The sequence below is a fragment of the Methylobacterium symbioticum genome, assembly GCF_902141845.1.
GTDB classification, from domain to species: domain Bacteria; phylum Pseudomonadota; class Alphaproteobacteria; order Rhizobiales; family Beijerinckiaceae; genus Methylobacterium; species Methylobacterium symbioticum.
Genome location: NZ_CABFPH010000013.1, coordinates 52,424 through 71,220, shown reverse-complemented (window position 1 = coordinate 71,220; position 18,797 = coordinate 52,424). Strand labels below are relative to the sequence as shown.

Genomic DNA, 18,797 nt, shown 5'->3' with positions numbered 1-18,797 from the left:
AGTGCAATGCTGGTTGCGATGAGCGGGCGGGAAACAGCAGATCTGATCAGGCGGTCGGCGCCTCAGCATCCTTGCTGAGCTGCGCTTCCGGGATCAGCGTACCGTCCGCAACCACGCGATAATCGTGACCTTTCCATGTCACCGCCCCGGATACGAACCCCCAGGAGAAGTTCGCGAAGGAGAGGATGTCGCGGATCGGCAACAGCCAGTAGGGGTGCGACTCGAGGCCGAAGGCCCGTTCGAGGCGCAGGCAGAGGACGATGCGGCAGGCGAGCGCCAGCGCCGCCACCGCGAGCGCGGCGGTGCCGGCGCCCGGCAGCAGCGCGCCGATCAGGGCCACGGGGAAGGCGTGGGTGACGACGGAGCCGGCATAGCCGGCCGGATCGACGTTGCGGATGGTGCGGTTCCAGCGCAGCTCGTGGCGCCACAACCCGCGGATCTCGGTGTCGACGCAGGTATGCCCGATCGAGAAGTTCGGGATCGCGACGCGGCCGCCGAGGCCCCGAAGTGCGGCGCCGAGCTCGTAATCGTCGGCGAGGTCGTTGCGGATGCGGTGGAAGCCGCCGATGGCCTTCAGCGATTCGGCGGTGAAGGCGATGGTCGATCCGAAGCAGGGCTTGGCCAGTCCGAGGCCCACGCCCATCACGACGTTGGGCAGGAACTGCACGTCGATGGCGAGCGCCGAGAGATGGGCGTAGACGCTGCGATTGGCGGGGACGCCGTGATAGAGACAGGTCACGCCGGTCACGCCGGGCTGCGACAGGGCGGCGACCACGCGCTCCAGATAGTCGGGCCGCACCACCATGTCGCTGTCGGCGAGCACCACCACCGCGTGGGCGATGCGCTCGGCCATGTTGATCAGGTTCGAGACCTTGCGGTTCGAGCCGTGCTGGCGAGCGTCGATCACCAGATCGATGCGCAGGGACGGATGGGCCGCGCGCAGGCGCTCGACGACGTCGATGGCCGGATCGGCCGCGCTCTGGATGCCGAAGACGATCTGGACCGGGCCGGCATAATCCTGGCGGCAGAAGCTTTCGAGGTTCTCGTAGAGGTTCGGCTCGAGCCCGCAGAGCGGCTTCAGGACGGTGACGGAGGGACGCGCCGCGTCCGCCGGCAGGCGCGCGGGCGCGGCCGCCGCGAAACGGCCGGCGAGGTAGGCGGCGGTGAGACCGTAGACGCAGCCGACCACCGCGATGAGCAGAAGGATCGGCGAGAGCCAGGTCATGTCCCAGAAGGTCATCGGGGAATCGCTCGGTCTGGGGAATGCGACGGCCGCGGACGCGGCGTGAGGGGCGCGTGATGCCCGGCGTTCAAGGCGTCGGTTTGGCCGCCAACATGCCTTCGGTACGCTGGCGCAGGAATGTCAGCAGCCCGTCCGCGCCGCCAGCCTTCAGAGGCTGGCTGAAGCTGGTGCGCTGGCCCGCGACCTCGCTGACGTTGCCGTTGAGCAACACGTCGGTCACCTTGTTCTCGGCGCTCAGCACGAAGTCGATCTGCGATTCGTCGCCGTCGGGGGTGGTGACGCGGGTCTGGACGAGGCTGCCGCCGTTGCGCGGCTCGGCGCTCTGCACCTCGAACTTGCCGCCCGCCGCCTGCTTCAGGCGGTTGGCGTAGGTGGTGATGAAGTTGCGCCGGAACGCCTCGGTGATGGCCGCCTGCTGCTCCGGCGTGAAGCCGGCCCAGGGCTGGCCGACCGCGAGCTTCACCATCGCGGGGAAGTCGAAGGTCTCCTCGAGCACCGGGCCGACCGCGGCGACGCGCTCCGGCAGCGGCGGCACGCCGCCGCGCACGGTCTCCTCGAAGCGCGCATAGACCTTGCGGACGGTCGCGAGCGCGGGCTCGTCGGCGGCGCGCGCCGGGCCGGCGACCAGGGCGAGCGCGAGCAGGCCGAGACGGATCAGGCGCACTTCTTGAGGTCTCCCTCGCTGTCGGTGTGCCGCGCGGCGGGCATGCGCGGCGGTGCGTAGCTGTAGAAGGGGCCGAGCGTCGCCGGCTGCAGGACGGGGCTCAGGCGCTTGCCGAGCCGGCGCCCGCGCGCCTCGTCGGTCTCCTCGGCGGCCTCCGCGCGCTCGGCGCGGTGCCAGAGGATCAGCCCGGGCACGCCGACCAGAACGTCGGCGAGGCGCTTGACCAGCGACAGGGCGAGCGCCGCCTCGGCCGGGATGCCGAACAGGGCGCAGAGCGCGATCAGGCCGCCCTCCTGGGCACCGAGCGCGCCCGGCACCGCGAAGGCCGCGCCGCGGACCGCCTGGGCGAGGCTCTCGATCACCAAAGCCTCGGCGAAGCTGACCGGATAGCCCATGAAATGGAGGCAGACATAGACCTCGCAGGTGCCGATCACCCAGCCGACGAGGTGGACCAGGATGCCGGCGCCGACCCGGGCCGGGTTGCCGTAGAGCCGGCGCAGGTTGTCGAAGAGCACGTCCACGGCGCCGAGCGCGCGCCACTCGCGGCCCGAGGCGAAGCGCGAGAGCAGCGCCTGGACGATGCGGTGGCCGGCGCGGCGCTGGATCAGGTAGAAGGCCGCCAGCGCCGGCGTCGCCACGGCGAGGCCGCCGGCCACGGTGCGCACGATCGGCCCGTCGCCCGAGAGCCAGACCAGCAGGCCGAGGCCGGCCACGGTGAACAGGAGCTGCGTCAGCGCCTGCGTCATCAGGTCGACGAACATGCTGGCGCCGGCGAGGCCGCCGGAGACGCCGCGGCGGGTGAGCAGCCGCGCGCCCACGAAGTCGCCGCCGACGGTGGCGACCGGCAGCAGCGTGTTGATGCCCTCGCGGATGAAGCGGAGGTTGATGCAGGCGGGCAGGCTCGGGCGCGCCGACGCGGGAAAGATCACGAACCAGCCGAGGCCGGCCCAGGCGACCGCGACGGCGCGCGCGAGCACGACGATCAGCGCGCCCCAGCCGGCGCTCACCACCGCAGCGGCCACGTCTTCCAGCCCGGAGGACAGGAACAGGCCGACCACCGTGCAGAGACCCACGATCAGGGCCAGGGTCGTCAGACGCTTCATGGTCTTCTGCAAGCTCGTCGTGGCTTGTTGCTGGAATCTCGCCGCGTTTCCGACCGAAAAAGACCGCCGCGGTTGAGGAGACAGCGCCAAGTTGCAGCAATGGCCGGCAATGTCTATCACCCGAGAGACACAGTGCGCGCCAAAGCGGCACCGGCCTTTTCGCCTACGGCCAACGACCGCAAAAGACCGCGACCAAGGGGACTGAAGGATGGACCGCGAATCACCCATCACGGCCGGTGAGGCCGTGCTCGACGACGCGTCGCACGCCGCCGGGTACGGGGCTGGCCGCGAGGGAGGACCGGGCGTGCCGGCCCCGCAATCGCCGGTCATGGCCTGGAACGAGTGGGACCCGCTGGAGGAGGTCATCGTCGGCTCGCTCGACGGCGCGACCATCCCGACCCACCACCTGACCGTGATCTTCAACCTGCCGCGGGCGGCGCAGCCCTTCTACCGCTTCGCCAGCGGCTGGAAGTACCCGAACTTCATGAAGAAGCTCGCCCAGGCCGAGCTCGACAACTTCATCAAGATCCTCGCCGGCGAGGGCGTGAAGGTCCGCCGCCCGGATTCGATCGATTTCTCGAAGAAGTACAAGGCGCCGCGCTGGTCGTCGCGCGGCTTCTGCGTCGCCTGCCCGCGCGATCCCTATCTCGTCATCGGCGACGAGATTATCGAGAGCCCGATGTGCTGGCGCTCGCGCTATTTCGAGGGCGACGCCTACCGCGGCCTGTTCAAGGAGTATTTTCGCAATGGTGCGCGCTGGACTTCGGCGCCGCGCCCTCAATTGATCGACGACCTGTACAACTACGATTACCGGGTGCCGAACCTGAAGGCCGGCGAGCCCATGCAGTTCACGGTCAACGAGTTCGAGCCGGTCTTCGACGCGGCCGATTTCGTGCGCTGCGGCCGCGACCTGTTCGTGACCCGCTCGAACGTGACCAACCTGATGGGCATCGAGTGGCTGCGCCGCCATCTCGGCCCCGGCTTCCGCATCCACGAGATCGAGAGCCGCTGCCCGCAGCCGATGCATATCGACTCCTCGTTCATGCCGCTGGCGCCGGGCAAGGTGCTGGTCAATCCCGACTACATCGATGTCGAGAAGCTCCCGGCCGTGCTCAAGAAATGGGACGTTCTGATCGCCCCGCGCCCCGACCCCGTCACGGGCTTCATGAGCAAGATCTCGATGTGCTCGCCCTGGACCTCGATCAACGTTCTCGCCATCGACGAGAAGAAGATCGTCGTCGACCAGAGCCAGCCGACGCTGATCAAGGCCCTGAAGGACTGGGGCTTCGACCCGATCCCGGCGCCGTTCCTGTCCTATGGCCCGTTCGGCGGCTCCTTCCACTGCGCCACCCTCGACGTGCGCCGCCGCGGCACGCTGAAGTCGTACTTCTAGGGGCAGATCCGATCCGGTTGCTTGAACCGGATCGGCGCGTTCGTCTCTCGATCGCGGATCGAGCGCATGCCGGGATTGTCCGGCCTGAGCGTATCGCGCCAGCCCGCACCGGTCTCCGCCGGTGCGGGTTTTTTTGCGTGCGGCGGGAATGACTGCTCGGACATGATGAGACCCGGCCGGAGCGCGGCTTGGCGGCGCGTCCGGCGCGGATCGGCCCTGCCCGCGGGACCCGGTCGCCGTCAGTCACGATGGCAACCGGTTCGGAGCAGGCAAGCGCATCGGAACACTGCTCCAAATCTTCAAACTGGTCTAATGAGACAATGAAAAATCGGAGCAACAACAGCAAAACCAAGTGATCCTGAGACGGAAATCGCATTGCGATGCGGGGTCGATGCCGAATAGGGGCGATCGACCGGTATTCCGGCTGCATCGACGCCGGTGATGTCGGATGCCTCAGGGATTGTGTGCCTATGCCGCGTTACAAGCCGTGTCGGATCGGGTTCGATCAGCGTCGCGAGATCACCGTCTGCCTCGCCCTGTTGGGCGCCCTCGGCGCCGGGCCCGCCGCCGCGCAGGACGAGGTCCGCCTCGACGAGCTCTCCGTGGAGGCGCGCGGTGGCGGGCGGGCCGCGCCGGTCCCCAACCGCATCGTCGGTCCGCCGCCGGCCGCCTATCCGGGCGGCGTGGTCGGCTCGGGCTCACGGCTCGGCCTGCTCGGCAACCGCAACGTATTCGACCAGCCGTTCAGCGCGACCAGCTACACGGAGACGCTGATCCGCGACCAGCAGGCGCGCAACGTGCAGGACGTGGTCAACAACGACCCCTCGATCCGCACCAACGTGCCGGCCTTCTCGGGCATCCTGGGTTTCTTCATCCGCGGCTTCCCGGTCTTCGCCCAGGACATGGCCTTCAACGGCCTGTTCGGGGTGGCCGACGCCTTCAACCCGGCCATCGAGCCGATCGAGCGCGTCGAGGTGCTGCGCGGGCCCTCGACGCTGCTGTCGGGCGTGCCCCCCTTCGGCAATATCGGCGGCCTCATCAACCTGATCCCGAAGCGGGCGGGCGAGGAGCCGCTCAACCGCGTCACCCTCGGCTACGGTTCCGACGCCCAGGTCTACAAGGCGGTCGATATCAGCCGCCGCTTCGGCGACGCCAAGGAATGGGGCATCCGCTTCAACGGCGCCTTCAACAACGGCCACACGCCGATCGACAACCAGAGCCTGCATCTCGGCGTCGCCGCGCTCGCGCTCGACTATCGCGGCGAGCGCCTGCGGGCGAGCCTCGATCTCGGCTATCAGGAGCTCGATTTCACGTCGCCCCTGCGCAACCGCAACGTGGCGGCCGGCGTGCGCATTCCGCGGGCCCCGGACCTGAGCCTGAACCAGCAGCAGCCCTGGGAGTACAGGGACAGCGCCAACCAGCAGCTCGCCACGCGGGTCGAGTACGACCTGACCCCGGACCTGACCGTCTACGGCGCTTACGGCCGCTCGAACTTCCGGCAGGAATATTTTGGCGGAGTCCTGACGATCTTCAACACGCGCGGCGATTACCGCGACCCGATCAGCTACCTGCCGTTCCACATCGTCAACCAGACCGCCGAGGCCGGCCTGCGCGGCACGGTCGAGACCGGCCCGGTCAAGCACAGCTTCGGCCTCGCCGCGGTCGGGTTCTGGCAGGATCTCGCCCAGCCTCCGGCGCAGACTGTTGGCGCGACCATCGTGTCGAATCTCTATAATCCGGTCTCTGTCGCGCCGCGCTCCACCATCGGCCTGTCGAACGCGACGCCGCGCACCTCGAGCCGGATCAACCGCAGCATCGCCGTCGCCGACACCCTGTCGATCCTCGACGACCGGGTGCTCCTCACCGTCGGCGGTCGCTGGCAGAGCCTCGACGTGAACAGCTACAACGCCGTCACCGGCTTCCGCACCGGGTCGAGCGAGAGCGGTGCCTTCTCGCCGGGCGTCGGCCTCGTCGTGAAGCCCTGGGAGCGGCTCTCCCTCTACGCCAACTACATCGAGGGCCTGACCTCGCCGGCCCCGCCGGTGAATGCCGTCAACGCCAACGCGGCTTTCCCGGCCGCCGTCTCACGCCAGACCGAGGTCGGCGCGAAATACGATTTCGGCAGCGTCGGCATCGGCTTCGCCGCTTTCGAGATCGAGCAGCCCTTCGGCTTCCTCGATGCCCGCACACTGGTGTTCTCCGTGGATGGACGCCAGCGCAACAGCGGCGTCGAGCTCACCGTGTTCGGCGAGCCGGTGCCGGGCATCCGCCTGCTCGGCGGCGTGAGCCTGCTCGACGGCGTGCAAGTGCAGGCGCAGGATCCGCGCAACCTCGGCCGGGTCGCCGTCGGCGTGCCGGACGTGCAGCTCAACCTCTACGGGGAGTACGACCTGCCGCCGGGCCTCGTCCCGGGTCTGACCCTGACGGGCCGGGTGATCTACACAGCCGCCCAGTACTACGACCTCGCCAATAGCCAGAAGATCCCCGACTGGGCGACGCTCGATGTCGGGCTGCGCTATGCCACCACGTTCCAGGACCGGCCGCTGACCCTGCGGGCGAACGTGGTCAACGTGACGGGCAATAATTACTGGGCCTCGACCGGCCGCGGTATCCTGAGCCAGGGCACCCCACGGACCTTCCTGCTCTCGGCCTCGATGGACTTCTGAGCCTCGTCGGCGCTTCCGGGCACCCATAGGGACCACCCTAGGTCCCCTCTCGCGGTCGGGAGAGGGGACCCGCGCCTGATCCGGACACCGATGGAGAGCTGGAACCGCGCCCTCCCTCCCCCCTCTGCGGGTGAGGGTGGCCCGCGAAGCGGGTCGGGAGAGGGGTGCGACGGTACAGGATCGCGTTCGGCATCGACGCTGGGCCCGTGTCGGACGCCGGGTTCCCCTCTCCCGCCTCACTCCGTTCGGCACCCTCCCCCGCAGAGGGGAGAGGGAGAGCGCGGCGGCAGGGCGAAAAGACCTTCTTTGAGACAAAAAGCTTGACACGCGAGAACAAAACACGTACATCCCGGCCACGCGCTGTCCCGCGGCGCGACGGGTCCTGCAACCCGCCGCGCCGCGCGCAGGGAGCCCGGGCCGCATGACCACGGCCCGTGCCAGGACAGCGCGGCGGTTCCCGCGTCGCCGGCCGGTCAGCCGGCGCCCCGGGCGCCTCTGCGCGACACAGGGCCGTTCTCGGCGCCAGCCCGGATCAACAACGGGACAGCCCCGATAGTCCGGCCTGCACAGGTCGTTGGAACCGATGCCGGGCCCAATACGAGGTCCGGTGCACGACGCTTCAAGTCTGCCGGGGTGAGGCTGGGCGAGCCGGGCAACGGCGCTACGCAGTCCGCCACGATCGGGGTCGATGCAGGTGAGCAAGAGACCGCGACGCATAGACGGACGAGGCCGGCGGATCCCCGCCCCCTCGTCCGCGGGACGCCGGGGAGCTCGGTATCCGTACGCAGACAATTTGGGTTCCGCGGCGTCCCGCGTCTCCCTCCAGCCAAGCCTCCGGCGTCAGCAAGACGCGCGGAGCCGAAACCGCGTGGAGGCCGCATGCGACCCCGGCCCGCCCTCACTCCCCGATGCCGAACAGCGTCTCGAAGACGTTGCGGTTCGTCTCCCGCGCCGCGTCGCGGCACCCGGACTCACGTTCTCCTCCAGCCCGCATTGGCGACCGCCGGTGCGGGCTTTTCGCGTTGGGCGGGGATCGTTGCAAACCATTCGAGCGGGCGCTAAGGCGCGCGCGCCTCGCGGCGCGCAGGTTCGGCGATGGAGGGACCGTGTCGGTTTCGACGGGCGGACAGAGGATTATCTTAGGATTTATTTCAAGATTTTGCGCTCAAAGAATGGTGCGCATCCGTAGACAGAACAGCCATGCGAGCCAACGATACCGACCCGATCCGGCGCGACCAGGCGGTGGTTCTGTGCCACCGCTTCGATGTCCCCGAGGATCGCGCGCAGCTGGGTTCTGCATGGCGCGAGCACATCGCTCCCTTCTTCCAGGTCAGCTTCCGGTCCGACACCGATCTGTCGGTCCCGATCGCGATGCGCTCCTATCATCTCGGGGAGCTGCTCGTCGGAGATGTGATCGCGCCGGCTCATACCCTGGAGCGGACGCAGACGATGGTCCAGCAGCAGGGTCTCGACCACATCCTGCTGCAGTTCTACCGGCAGGGACACAGCCTGATCGAGGGAGACGGCGGGACTTTGGCGGCCCGGGAGACGGATTGTGTCGTCTTCGACCTCGCTCGGCCGGTTCGTATCGTGGCGGCCCCTGTGGACGCGACGAATCTGGTGATTCCGCGCGCCCTCCTCGAAGATCAGGGATGCCGGCTCGAAGGACTCCATGCCCGGATCCTCGATCACGACGGCGATCCGTTCGGGCGATTGCTGCACGCCTTTCTCGCGAACGTCGTCGCCTGCGGCGACCTGCTGCATCAGCAGGAGGCCGCCTCCGCGGCGCGCGCGATCATCCAGCTCTGCGGCACCTATCTGAGCGGGCGCACGACGGGGACGGGCGTCCAGAATCTCGACGCGCGCATCCGCGTTCGCCGCCTGATCGAGCGCGATCTGCACGAGCCCGGTCTGACCCCGGCGGTGATCGCCGCCCGGGCCGGCATGTCGCGCTCCGCGCTCTACCCTCTCTTCGGCGAGACCGGCGGCGTGCTCGCCTATATCCGCGACCGGCGCCTGATGCGCGCGATGCGCATTCTGGTGCGGGGCGACGCGGCGGGGCCGAGGCGGGTCGCTCAACTCGCCTACACGGTCGGCTTCTCCGACGAGAAGACGTTCCAGCGCGCCTTCCGCCGCCGCTTCGGCTTCGTCCCGAGCGAGACGACATCCTATCAACTCGGGATCGGCGGTGAGCGTGCCGGGATCTCCGTGCTGAGGAGTTGGATCGACAATCTGTGATCCGCACTGTCCAACGAACGAGGCCGTGCGACCCGGCTTCGTTCGGCGTGATGCGAACGCGAACACCCCAGGCACAGGCCTGGGGTGTCGTCGGCTCGGGCGGCCAGGTGATCGGAGCTGGGGACGCTTGAGCCGAGCTTCGCCGCTCCCTGCTGAGGAGCGGCGCGGAGCGGGAACCGAGCCTTCACGCCCGATCGATCCGTCTCCGAACTCGTGATCGAGACCGCAGGCCCGGCTGGATGACGGCGCCATCCAGCCGGCGCGTGCTCAGTAGGATCCGAACTTGTAATTGATGCCGGCGCGGATGACGGCGAAGTCGTCGCCGAGGGAACGGCGATCCGGCGTGCGGAGGAAGACGTCGCCGGTGACCGTGTTCACGGCCAGCAGTGCGAGACCCTTGTTCCGCTGGAGGTTCACGTAGAGGCCCTCGACCTTCATCGTCACCGCCGAGGCGCGGAAGAAGTTCAGGAAGGACTCGGTCGGGAGCGCGTATTCCAGGCCCGCGCCCGCAGCCCAGCCGGTGCGCATCTGGGCATTGTCGGTGGCGCCGAAGAAGCGCTTCTCGCTGCCGCCGCCATAGGCATAGCCGCCGGTGGCGTAGACGAGGGTACGGTCGAAGGCGTAGCCGAGGCGGCCGCGGACGGTGCCGAAATATTCGAGCCCGGCCGTGGCGCGCGGATCGAAGAAGACCGCGTTCGGGTTCAGCACGGTGCCGGGACCGGCCACGACTCCCGAGCGGCGACGCCCGGCATCAAGATACTGGGCATCGGCCTCGACGCCGACGACGAAGCCGCTGCCAGGGGTGAACTGGTAGTTGGCGCCGACCTGCAGACCGCCCGAGAAGCCGTTCTGGCCGCGGTTGTTGAAGCCGAAGGTGCCACCGACCGTGCCGATATCGGCATCGTTGATCAGAAAGGCGGCGTTGCGGTTGCGGCTCTCGCGGGTGGTGAAGGCGTAGCCGGCATTGCCGCCGATGTAGAAACCCGTCCAGGTGAAGACCGGAACCGGCGTGAAGACCGGCGGAGAGGCGCGACGCGGCAGGTCGGCGGCGAGCACAGAGCCCGATGCCAGGGACGCGAGGATTGTGGAGGCGAGTGCGATGTTCTTCATGGCCTGAACTCAGTTTATCGGCCTGGGTCCAATGCCGGTGTTCAATGTACGAGTCTGTAGCGCCGGTGCCACGAGGCTCTCGGGGGCGGCCGTTCGGGACGGATCGGCCTTAGATTGAGACGCGCCCGATATTGGCCGCTACAATGCCGATCCTTCCGGGCGACGGGGCAGCATTCGCGCCCTTCGATCGCGCGGGAACAAGGACGATGACTCGGCAGGATGGTGCGGACGATCGAAGGAACGGCCGATCGATCGGCCTGCTCCGGAGAAAGACCTCGATCCGGTGCGACGAGGCCCGGCCGTGATGAGCCTGGGCCTATCCAGCGATCCCGGGAAGTGCCCGGCCCGCCCTCACTCCCCGATGCCGAACAGCTTCTCGAAGAAGTTGCGGTCCTGCTGCGGCTCCGCCTGCCTGCGGCGCGGCGCGGGTGCCTGCGGCTGTGGGGCCGCCTGGGGCGCGGTGCCGAAGATCTGGCCCAAGATCTCGCCGGGGCCGCCCGCCGCCGCCACGGAGGCGGTGGTCTCCGGCGCCTTGCGCCAGCGGTTGAGGCCGGGCAGCGGCACCGGGGTCTGGCCCTTCAGCGCCGTGGTCATGTAGGTCTTCCAGATGTCCACCGGCAGGTTGCCGCCGGATGCCTTCTTGGTCGGCTCGCCGTCGTCGTTGCCGAGCCAGACCCCGGTGACGAGGCTGCCCGAATAGCCGATGAACCAGGCGTCGCGGAAATCCTGGCTGGTGCCGGTCTTGCCAGCGAGGTCCCAGCCCGGAATGTCGCCCTTCTTGGCGGTGCCGATGACGAAGGTCTCGTGCATCATGGCGTTCATCATTCCGACCGCGTTCGGGTCGATGACCCGGCCGAGGCCGCCCTCGCCGCGCTTGTACAGCACCTTGCCGTCGGTGCTCTTCACCGAGGCGACGACGTAGGGGATCACGCCGATGCCGCCATTGGCGAAGGCGCCGTAGGCGCCGACCATCTCCAGCGGCGTCACCTCGGAGGTGCCGAGCGCGATCGAGCCGTTCGCTTGGAGGGCCGAGGAGATGCCGAGGCGCTGCGCGGTCTGGACCACCGCCTTCGGGCCGACCTCCTGGCCGAGGCGCACCGCCACGGTGTTGAGCGAGAGCGCGAGCGCGGTCCGCAGGGTGACGGCGCCCTCGTAGCGGTGCGAGTAGTTCTCCGGCTGCCAGGAGCCGATCTTGATCGGCGCATCCTCGCGCACCGTGTCGGGCGTCGCGCCCCGCTCGATCGCGGCGAGGTAGACGAAGGGCTTGAACGCGGAGCCGGGCTGGCGTTTGGCCGTGGTCGCACGGTTGAACTGGCTCTGAGCATAGTCGCGGCCGCCGATCAGCGCGCGGATCGCCCCGTCCGGCTTCATCGAGACCAGCGCGCCCTGGTGAACGTTGTAGCGGGTGCCCTGGCGGTTCAGCTCGTCCACCAGTGCTTTCTCGGCGGCGGCCTGGAGGCCGGTATCCACCGTGGTCTGCACCACGATGTCGCTCTCGAACTTGCCGACGAAGTCGTCGAGCACGTCCATCACGAGGTCGGCCACGTAGTTGGCCGAGCCGCCGCCGCGGCTGCTCGCCGGCCGCGCGGCTTGCGCCAGCGCCACCTTCACGTCCTGCGCGGGCACGAAGCCGAGCTCCTGCATCGCGGCCAGCACCTGAGCGGCGCGTGCCTGCGCGGCGGGCAGGTTGCGGTTCGGGGCGAGCCGCGAGGGGGCCTGGACCAATCCGCCGAGCATGGCCGCCTCGGCGAGGCTCACGCTCTTGGCGGGCTTGCCGAAATAGCGCTGCGCCGCCGCCTCGACGCCATAGGCGCCCGCGCCGAAATAGACCCGGTTGAGGTAGAGTTCGAGGATCTCGTCTTTGGTGTATTTGTGCTCGAGCCAGAGCGCCAGGATCGCTTCCTGGATCTTGCGCGAGGCCGAGCGCTCTGGGGTCAGGAACAGGTTTTTGGCGAGCTGCTGCGTCAGGGTCGAGCCGCCCTGCGCGACGCCGCGCCGGGTCAGGTTCTGGCCGATCGCGCGGGCGATGCCGACCGGATCGACGCCGAAATGGCTGTAGAAACGCCGGTCCTCGATCGCCACGAAGGCGCGCGGCAGGTAGGGCGGCAGCTCCTTGATCGAGACCACGCGGCCGCCGGTCTCGCCGCGATTGGCGAGCAGCGACCCGTCGCTGGCCAGGATCGCGATGTTCGGCGGCCGCTTGGGCACGCTGAGCTGGTCGATCGGGGGCAGTTGCGAGGCGTGATAGGCCACGAGACCGGCGATGCCGATGAGGCCCCAGAGGCCGAGAACCAGCACGCCGTAGGCCATGCGGCCGAGGAACGAGCCGCGCCGCTTCGCCGCCTTGCGCGCCGGTGCGCGGCGCCCGCCCGATGCCTTGCGTCCCGATGCGACTGCGCCCCGCTTCGCGCCTGTCTCCGCCACGCCGCCTCCTGCGCGATCCTGGCGCGACAGCCGCAGGTCGAGCGCGCCGGGCGCCGCGACGCGGCCTTCCGGCACGTCGAAGTTCGGCTCGCTCCGGCGATCCCGTCCGCGTCCCTGCGCCATGCGTTTCGTCTGGTCCTGCGGCTCTCGTATCGGCAGGGGCGTCGGTGCGGCCCTGAGGCGGCGCCGGCTCCCCCACGCCGCTTCCGCACCGTAAATGCGGCGGGTTTAAGGGGTGTTAACCGGGCTCCGCACGAGGGATCCGGCCGGTTACCGGATCTTAACAGATGCCGGGACCGGCGGCCGGTGCGCCCTAAATGCCAGGGCAGGAGGAGACGGCTTGGGCAGGCGCGAGCGACGGTGGCGCGACGACGATCCGGCGACGCAGGGGCCGCAGCGTCCCGAGGCAGAGATCTGCGCGCTCTGCGACCGGCCGATCCCGTGTCACGCGCGTTCCAGCCTGCATCACCTCACGCCGAAGCTGAAGAGAGGCACGCATCGCGGCACGGTGCGCCTGCACCAGATCTGCCATTCCGCGATCCATGCCCGCTACAGCGAGGCGGAGATCGCCCGGCGCCTCGCCGACATCGCTGCGCTGCGTGCCGATCCGGAGATCGCGCGCTTCCGCGACTGGGTCCGCACCAAGCCCGACGACTTCCACGCCGCCACGCGGATGACGCGCGACCGCCGGGGCGCGCGGCGCGAGCGGTAGGCCCCGATGCGGGTGCCGATCGATACAACCAGCATGCGAGGCTTAGCCGCGTCTTTACCGGTGCCGTGCCAGAGTCTGCGAGATTCTGCGGACAGGTGGCATCGTGACGGATCTCGCGGGACAGGGCCGGGACGCGGGGCGTCTCGATTGGGTCGATACCGCCAAGGGCCTCTGCATCATCCTGGTCGTGATGATGCACTCCACCCTCGGCACGCAGGAGGCGATGGGCGGCGAGGGCTTCCTCGGCGCGGTCGTCACCTTCGCCAAGCCCTTCCGGATCCCGGATTTCTTCCTGCTCTCCGGCCTGTTCCTCGGGCGGGTGATCGATCGGGACTGGCGCCTGTTCGCCGACCGGCGCGTCGTGCACTTCGCCTATTTCTACCTGCTCTGGCTGGTGATCCAGTCGGTCGCCAAATACAGCGAGGTCGCGCAGAACGGCGGTCCGGCGGCCTTCCTCGCCCATCTGGCCGAGGGGCTGATCGAGCCCTACTCGACCCTGTGGTTCATCTACATGCTGGCGGTCTTCTCCGTGGTGACGAAGCTGCTCCGGCGCCTGCCGCCCGCCGCGCTGCTTGCTGGTGCGGCGCTCCTGCAGATCGTGCCGATCTCGACGGACTCCTATCTCATCGAGGAGTTCTGCGCCCGGTACGTCTATTTCGTCGGCGGCTACCTCTTCGCCGGCCCGATCTTTCGCCTTGCGGCCACGGTGGGGCGCCGTCCGGGGGCGGCGCTGGCGGGGCTCGCCGTTTGGGCCGTGGTCAACGGCTGGCTCGCGATGAGCCCGTCCGGCCTCCCCGGCTATCCGACGCTCGCGAGCCTGCCGGTCGTCGGCCTTCTGATCGGCAGCGCGGGCGCGCTCGCCATCGTTGCGAGCGCAAGCCTCCTCGTCCGGGCCGGCGGCCCGCTGACAGAGGCGCTTCGCGCCTGCGGCGCCCGCTCGATCGTGATCTATCTCGGCTTCTTTCTGCCGATGGCCGCGACCCGGATCATCCTGGTGAAGACGGGCCTCATCACGGATATCGGTGTCGCCTGCCTCGTGGTGACCCTGGTCGCCCTGCTGGTGCCCCTGGCCTTCGAGCGGGTGATCCGCGGGACCTGGCTCGACTTCCTGTTCCGGCGACCGCGCTGGCTCCATATCGCCGACGCGCCGAAGGCGCGCCGCGCCGCGCTGGAGACAGCCTGAGCGCGGCAGGGCCGTGCCCGATCCCGGCGGATAGGATCAGGTCTCCGGGGCGGTGCGGTTTCAGACGTGCTTGTGCCGAACGGATGCCCAGATCCGCGAGGCGGGCGTCGCGACCCCACTCTCACACTCGATCAGAAGCGGAGGCCGAGGCGCCGCCCCGCGCGCCACATCACCGTAGCCGTCCGCGCGGTGTCCTCTCCGGGAACGGTCAGACCGAAGCGGTCCGGAACGGCGTTCTGGTCGGGCACTTCGATCATTGCGCCCTCCGGCGAGATGTCCCAGATCATGCACTCGATGGCCGCGTCGTCAGTCTCCGGATGCAGGTGTCCGAAGATGAAAGCGTTGCTGCGCGGACTCGTCCTGCGGCCGTCGGACATCGAATCACCGGTCTCCTGCCGGTGACACGTTACATCAGGTTGCCCGGGACGCTATCGGGGCGGAGGCTGGAGTGCACCGGTCTCCTGCGCAGGCCCGGTATCGGCGTCATGGGGTGGCCGCGAACCGGGCCCCGATCTCCTCCTGCGTGCGCCAGACGATCTCGCAGACCCGGACCTCGGGAAGCCGGCTCGCGGCGAGGATGAAGGTATCGGGCACGGTGCCCGCGTCGAGTGAGACGAGGCGGACGCCGAGTTCCGAGAGGTCGTAGATCAGACACGGTATCGACGTGTGTTCATCGACGGTGATGAGCCCGTTCTCGTCGAGGCGCTGGCGGGGGGCGGCGCGGCGGTCTTGAATCACGGCTGTCAGGCCTTCATGTCGAGGAGGCGGGTTGTCTCGTCGGCGGCACGCGCCACAATCGTATTCACTTCGCGGCCGGACCCGGCCTCGACCAGGCCGATTGCCGTCGGCGATAGGTCGAGGATCGTGGCCTCCGGCAGGCCGCGCTCGTCGGGAAGACCTGTTCCGCTCGGTCCCGCGTCGATCCGGGCGACCTGCTCCGAGGCGGCCGTCAGGCGGAGATTGGCGCCGGCCATGCCGCTGGCTGCGATCTGCATGGCAATGGACCTCATGATACCTCGGCCGCGTACCATCGTGCGTGACGCGCCTGAACGGCTCGTTCGTCCATTCGATTGCATTCGATCGAATGGACAGCTTTTGCGTGCAATTTGCCGGCGGCACGCGCGATCAGTGCGGCGGGCCTGTGCGATCCGTCACCCGACCCACGCCCGCGCCGCGTGATCGCCCCTATGACGCCACCGTTCGGGTCCAAGCGGCCGCCGTTCAGTCGCCCGATCCATCGGGCGTTCCAGGAACCGACAGGAGTTCTCATGACCCCGAGCAAGGCGGCGTTCCTCGCCCTCGGCATCTGCCTCGTCCCGGCTGCCGCCCTCGCGCAGCAATCTCCGGCGCGAGATGCCCTCAAGCGGGCCTGCACCGGCGATTACATGGAATATTGCAGCGAGCACGCTCCCGGCGGCCCGGAGGTCGAGGCCTGCTTCAAGACCAACCTGAAGAAGCTGTCGCCTGGCTGTACGGCCGCCATCATGGCCTACAAGCAAGAGCAACGCGCGACCCGTCGCGTCAGCGAGGCGCGCTGAGCGCGTCCCGGCTCGGGATCGTCGCGGGCCCGGCGATCCTGCCCAGACCCGGCAACATCGGTCGACTATGGTGCCGGGGGCGCCATGGGGAGCACCATGACCGATCAGATCGAACGCCGTTCCGAATGGGTGACTGATCTCGCACTCGGTATCGTCCTGAGTGCAGCCTTTCTGCTGGCGGTGACGCTCCTGCTCCTCGGCTACTGAGCCAGGAAGCCAGATCTCGGCGCTCTGGATCCAGCGCAGCCTCGAAGGCCGAGCGCTGTCAGGCACACGGACCGTGCGGCATTGACAACCCCGTGCAAAGTGTCGAGGCTCGCCGCCGTTCCGAGGGGGGCCCCAAGACAGGGGGCTGAGATTGGGCCTGATGCCCTGACCCTTGAACCTGATCCGGCTCGTACCGGCGGAGGGACGGGAACCTGCGGCCTGCGTGTCAGAGCCGGACTCTCATCACCCTTTCGTCCAGGGGTTCGGGTCGCTCCATGTACCGGGAGAGATCCACGATGAACGCACCCGTCCTGCCCAAAGACGTGAAAGGGGCGCCCGAAAGCGTCACCACCGGCCCGATCCACGGTTCGCGCAAGGTCTACGCGAGTGTTCCCGGCCGCACGGATATCCGGGTGCCGTTCCGCGAGATCGTCCTAACGGATCCGAAGGAAGCGCCTGTCCGCGTCTACGACCCGTCCGGCCCCTATACGGAGACAGATGCGCGCATCGATCTCGTCAATGGCCTCTCGCAGCTCCGCGAGCCCTGGATCGCGTCCCGGGGCTACGAGTCGGCCGTGCCGCGTGCGGTCAAGCCCGAGGACAACGGCTTTGCCTCCGCCGACAAGCTCGTCGCCCCCTGCCCAGCCGAGCGCACCCTGCGCAAGGCGGCCGCAGGGCAGATGGTGACGCAGTACGAGTTCGCCCGCGCTGGGATCGTCACCGAGGAGATGATCTACGTCGCTCACCGCGAGAATCTGTGTCGCGAGCAGGTGCTGGACCGGGCGGAAGCCGCCCTCGGCGACGGTGAGAGCTTCGGCGCCGCGGTCCCCGCCTTCATCACACCGGAATTCGTCCGCGACGAGGTGGCGCGCGGTCGGGCGATCATCCCGGCCAACATCAACCACACCGAACTAGAGCCGATGGCGATCGGCCGGAACTTCCTGGTCAAGATCAACGCCAATATCGGCAACTCTGCGGTGACCTCGTCGGCAGCCGAGGAGGTCGAGAAGCTGGTCTGGTCGATCCGCTGGGGCGCGGACACGGTGATGGACCTGTCGACGGGCCGCAACATCCACAACATCCGCTCGTGGATCCTGCGCAACTCCCCCGTGCCGATTGGCACCGTGCCGATCTACCAAGCCCTCGAGAAGGTCGGCGGCGATCCGCTGAAGCTCGACTGGGAGGTGTTCAAGGACACGCTGATCGAGCAGGCCGAGCAAGGCGTGGATTATTTCACGATCCATGCCGGCGTCCGTCTGGCCCATGTCCCGCTCACGGCGCGGCGTGTCACCGGCATCGTCTCGCGCGGCGGCTCAATCATGGCGCGCTGGTGCCTCGCCGGGCATCGTGAATCGTTCCTCTACGAGCGGTTCGACGAGATCTGCGACATCATGCGGGCCTACGATGTCTCGTTCTCGCTGGGCGACGGCCTGCGGCCCGGCTCGATCGCCGATGCCAACGACGCAGCGCAGTTCGCGGAGTTGGAGACGCTGGGCGAGCTTACCAAGATCGCCTGGGACAAGGGCTGCCAGGTGATGATCGAGGGCCCCGGCCATGTGCCGATGCACAAGATCAAGGTGAACATGGAGAAGCAGCTGCGCGAGTGCGGCGAGGCCCCGTTCTACACCCTCGGTCCGCTGACGACGGACATCGCACCGGGCTACGACCATATCACCTCCGGCATCGGCGCGGCGATGATCGGCTGGTTCGGCACGGCGATGCTCTGCTACGTCACGCCGAAAGAGCATCTCGGTCTGCCGAACCGCGACGACGTGAAGACCGGCGTCATCACCTACAAGATCGCCGCCCACGCTGCCGACCTCGCCAAGGGGCACCCCGCCGCGCAGTTGCGAGACGATGCGCTCTCCCGCGCCCGCTTCGATTTCCGTTGGGAGGATCAGTTCAACCTCTCGCTCGATCCCGACACGGCGCGCAGCTACCACGATGAGACCCTGCCGAAGGATGCTCACAAGGTCGCGCATTTCTGCTCGATGTGCGGGCCGAAGTTCTGCTCGATGAAGATCACGCAGGATCTGCGCGCGGAGGTGTTGGCCATGGAGGCGGCGGGCGAGGTGATCCACACCGCACCGGTGATGTCTGAGGCTCAGCGCGCGGAAGGCATGCGCGCGAAGTCCGAGGAGTTCCTGGCCGAGGGCGGCAAGCTCTACGTCGACGCCGCTGAGTAGCGGCGGAGCCTCCCGCGGCGGCCCGTCAAGCCGTTGCGGGAGGCCGCTCGAAAAGTCTAAAATTAGCGGGTAAATTCACGCCTCTGGTAACCGTATGTTCATGGTCGGCCGGCGTTTCGGTGTCGCTTTA

15 protein-coding genes and 1 riboswitch are annotated in these 18,797 nt (G+C 68.5%); of the genes, 7 read left to right on the top strand and 8 right to left on the bottom strand.

Annotation, left to right across the window (positions count from 1 at the left end):
* Positions 1–46: 46 nt before the first annotated feature.
* The 3 genes from hpnI to MET9862_RS07080 all read right to left on the bottom strand — a co-directional run bounded on the left by hpnI (position 47) and on the right by MET9862_RS07080 (position 3,010).
* The gene (gene hpnI, locus MET9862_RS07090; protein WP_142582404.1) at positions 47–1,240 is read right to left on the bottom strand and encodes a bacteriohopanetetrol glucosamine biosynthesis glycosyltransferase HpnI; all 1,194 of its coding nucleotides are present in this window, start codon (positions 1,238–1,240) and stop codon (positions 47–49) included.
* Positions 1,241–1,310: 70 nt separating this feature from the next.
* Positions 1,311–1,907, bottom strand: coding sequence for an MlaC/ttg2D family ABC transporter substrate-binding protein (locus MET9862_RS07085; RefSeq protein ID WP_142582403.1), 597 nt, complete (start codon positions 1,905–1,907; stop codon positions 1,311–1,313).
* A complete protein-coding gene (locus MET9862_RS07080) occupies positions 1,898–3,010 on the bottom strand; it encodes a flippase-like domain-containing protein (RefSeq protein ID WP_142582402.1) in 1,113 nt (370 codons plus the stop codon). Before MET9862_RS07080 ends, MET9862_RS07085 begins: the two co-directional genes overlap by 10 nt.
* Before the next feature lie 208 nt (positions 3,011–3,218).
* Here MET9862_RS07080 and MET9862_RS07075 point away from each other — a divergent pair, with 208 nt between their 5' ends.
* The 3 genes from MET9862_RS07075 to MET9862_RS07065 all read left to right on the top strand — a co-directional run bounded on the left by MET9862_RS07075 (position 3,219) and on the right by MET9862_RS07065 (position 9,307).
* The gene (locus MET9862_RS07075) at positions 3,219–4,403 is read left to right on the top strand and encodes an amidinotransferase (RefSeq protein ID WP_142582401.1); all 1,185 of its coding nucleotides are present in this window, start codon (positions 3,219–3,221) and stop codon (positions 4,401–4,403) included.
* A gap of 470 nt (positions 4,404–4,873) precedes the next feature.
* Entirely contained in the window at positions 4,874–7,069 is a 2,196-nt protein-coding gene (locus tag MET9862_RS07070; protein WP_244612607.1) for a TonB-dependent receptor, read from the top strand.
* Positions 7,070–8,269: 1,200 nt separating this feature from the next.
* Positions 8,270–9,307, top strand: a complete 1,038-nt coding sequence (locus MET9862_RS07065) for a helix-turn-helix domain-containing protein (protein ID WP_142582400.1) — start codon at positions 8,270–8,272, stop codon at positions 9,305–9,307.
* A gap of 267 nt (positions 9,308–9,574) precedes the next feature.
* Here MET9862_RS07065 and MET9862_RS07060 read toward each other — a convergent pair whose 3' ends face one another.
* Both MET9862_RS07060 and MET9862_RS07055 read right to left on the bottom strand, forming a co-directional pair.
* Positions 9,575–10,417 carry an outer membrane protein gene (locus MET9862_RS07060; RefSeq protein ID WP_142582399.1) on the bottom strand — a complete coding sequence of 281 codons (843 nt, stop codon included), beginning with the start codon at positions 10,415–10,417 and terminating at the stop codon, positions 9,575–9,577.
* Between the two features lie 351 nt (positions 10,418–10,768).
* Positions 10,769–12,964, bottom strand: coding sequence for a transglycosylase domain-containing protein (locus MET9862_RS07055; protein ID WP_142582398.1), 2,196 nt, complete (start codon positions 12,962–12,964; stop codon positions 10,769–10,771).
* Positions 12,965–13,181: 217 nt separating this feature from the next.
* Between MET9862_RS07055 and MET9862_RS07050 the strand changes: the two genes are divergently transcribed.
* Together MET9862_RS07050 and MET9862_RS07045 are read left to right on the top strand one after the other, a co-directional pair.
* Positions 13,182–13,553, top strand: a complete 372-nt coding sequence (locus MET9862_RS07050) for a restriction endonuclease (protein ID WP_142582397.1) — start codon at positions 13,182–13,184, stop codon at positions 13,551–13,553.
* Positions 13,554–13,656: 103 nt separating this feature from the next.
* Positions 13,657–14,736 (top strand): acyltransferase family protein, encoded by a 1,080-nt coding sequence (locus tag MET9862_RS07045; RefSeq protein WP_142582396.1) that lies wholly within the window; start codon positions 13,657–13,659, stop codon positions 14,734–14,736.
* 131 nt (positions 14,737–14,867) lie between these two features.
* Here the strand turns inward: MET9862_RS07045 and MET9862_RS07040 are convergent, their stop codons facing one another.
* The 3 genes from MET9862_RS07040 to MET9862_RS07030 form a co-directional block, all read right to left on the bottom strand.
* Complete coding sequence (locus tag MET9862_RS07040; protein ID WP_142582395.1) at positions 14,868–15,113, bottom strand: PilZ domain-containing protein; 246 nt, start codon at positions 15,111–15,113, stop codon at positions 14,868–14,870.
* Between the two features lie 106 nt (positions 15,114–15,219).
* On the bottom strand, positions 15,220–15,474 hold the full coding sequence (locus MET9862_RS07035; protein WP_244612606.1) for a PilZ domain-containing protein: 255 nt from the start codon (positions 15,472–15,474) through the stop codon (positions 15,220–15,222).
* A 5-nt stretch (positions 15,475–15,479) separates the two neighbouring features.
* Positions 15,480–15,731: a flagellar protein gene (locus MET9862_RS07030; RefSeq protein ID WP_142582394.1), complete on the bottom strand. Its 252-nt coding sequence runs from the start codon at positions 15,729–15,731 to the stop codon at positions 15,480–15,482.
* 273 nt (positions 15,732–16,004) lie between these two features.
* Between MET9862_RS07030 and MET9862_RS07025 the strand changes: the two genes are divergently transcribed.
* Positions 16,005–16,274, top strand: coding sequence for a hypothetical protein (locus MET9862_RS07025; protein ID WP_142582393.1), 270 nt, complete (start codon positions 16,005–16,007; stop codon positions 16,272–16,274).
* A 320-nt stretch (positions 16,275–16,594) separates the two neighbouring features.
* A riboswitch (TPP riboswitch) is annotated at positions 16,595–16,703 on the top strand.
* A gap of 74 nt (positions 16,704–16,777) precedes the next feature.
* Positions 16,778–18,667 carry a phosphomethylpyrimidine synthase ThiC gene (gene thiC / locus MET9862_RS07020; protein WP_142582392.1) on the top strand — a complete coding sequence of 630 codons (1,890 nt, stop codon included), beginning with the start codon at positions 16,778–16,780 and terminating at the stop codon, positions 18,665–18,667.
* Positions 18,668–18,797 lie beyond the last annotated feature (130 nt).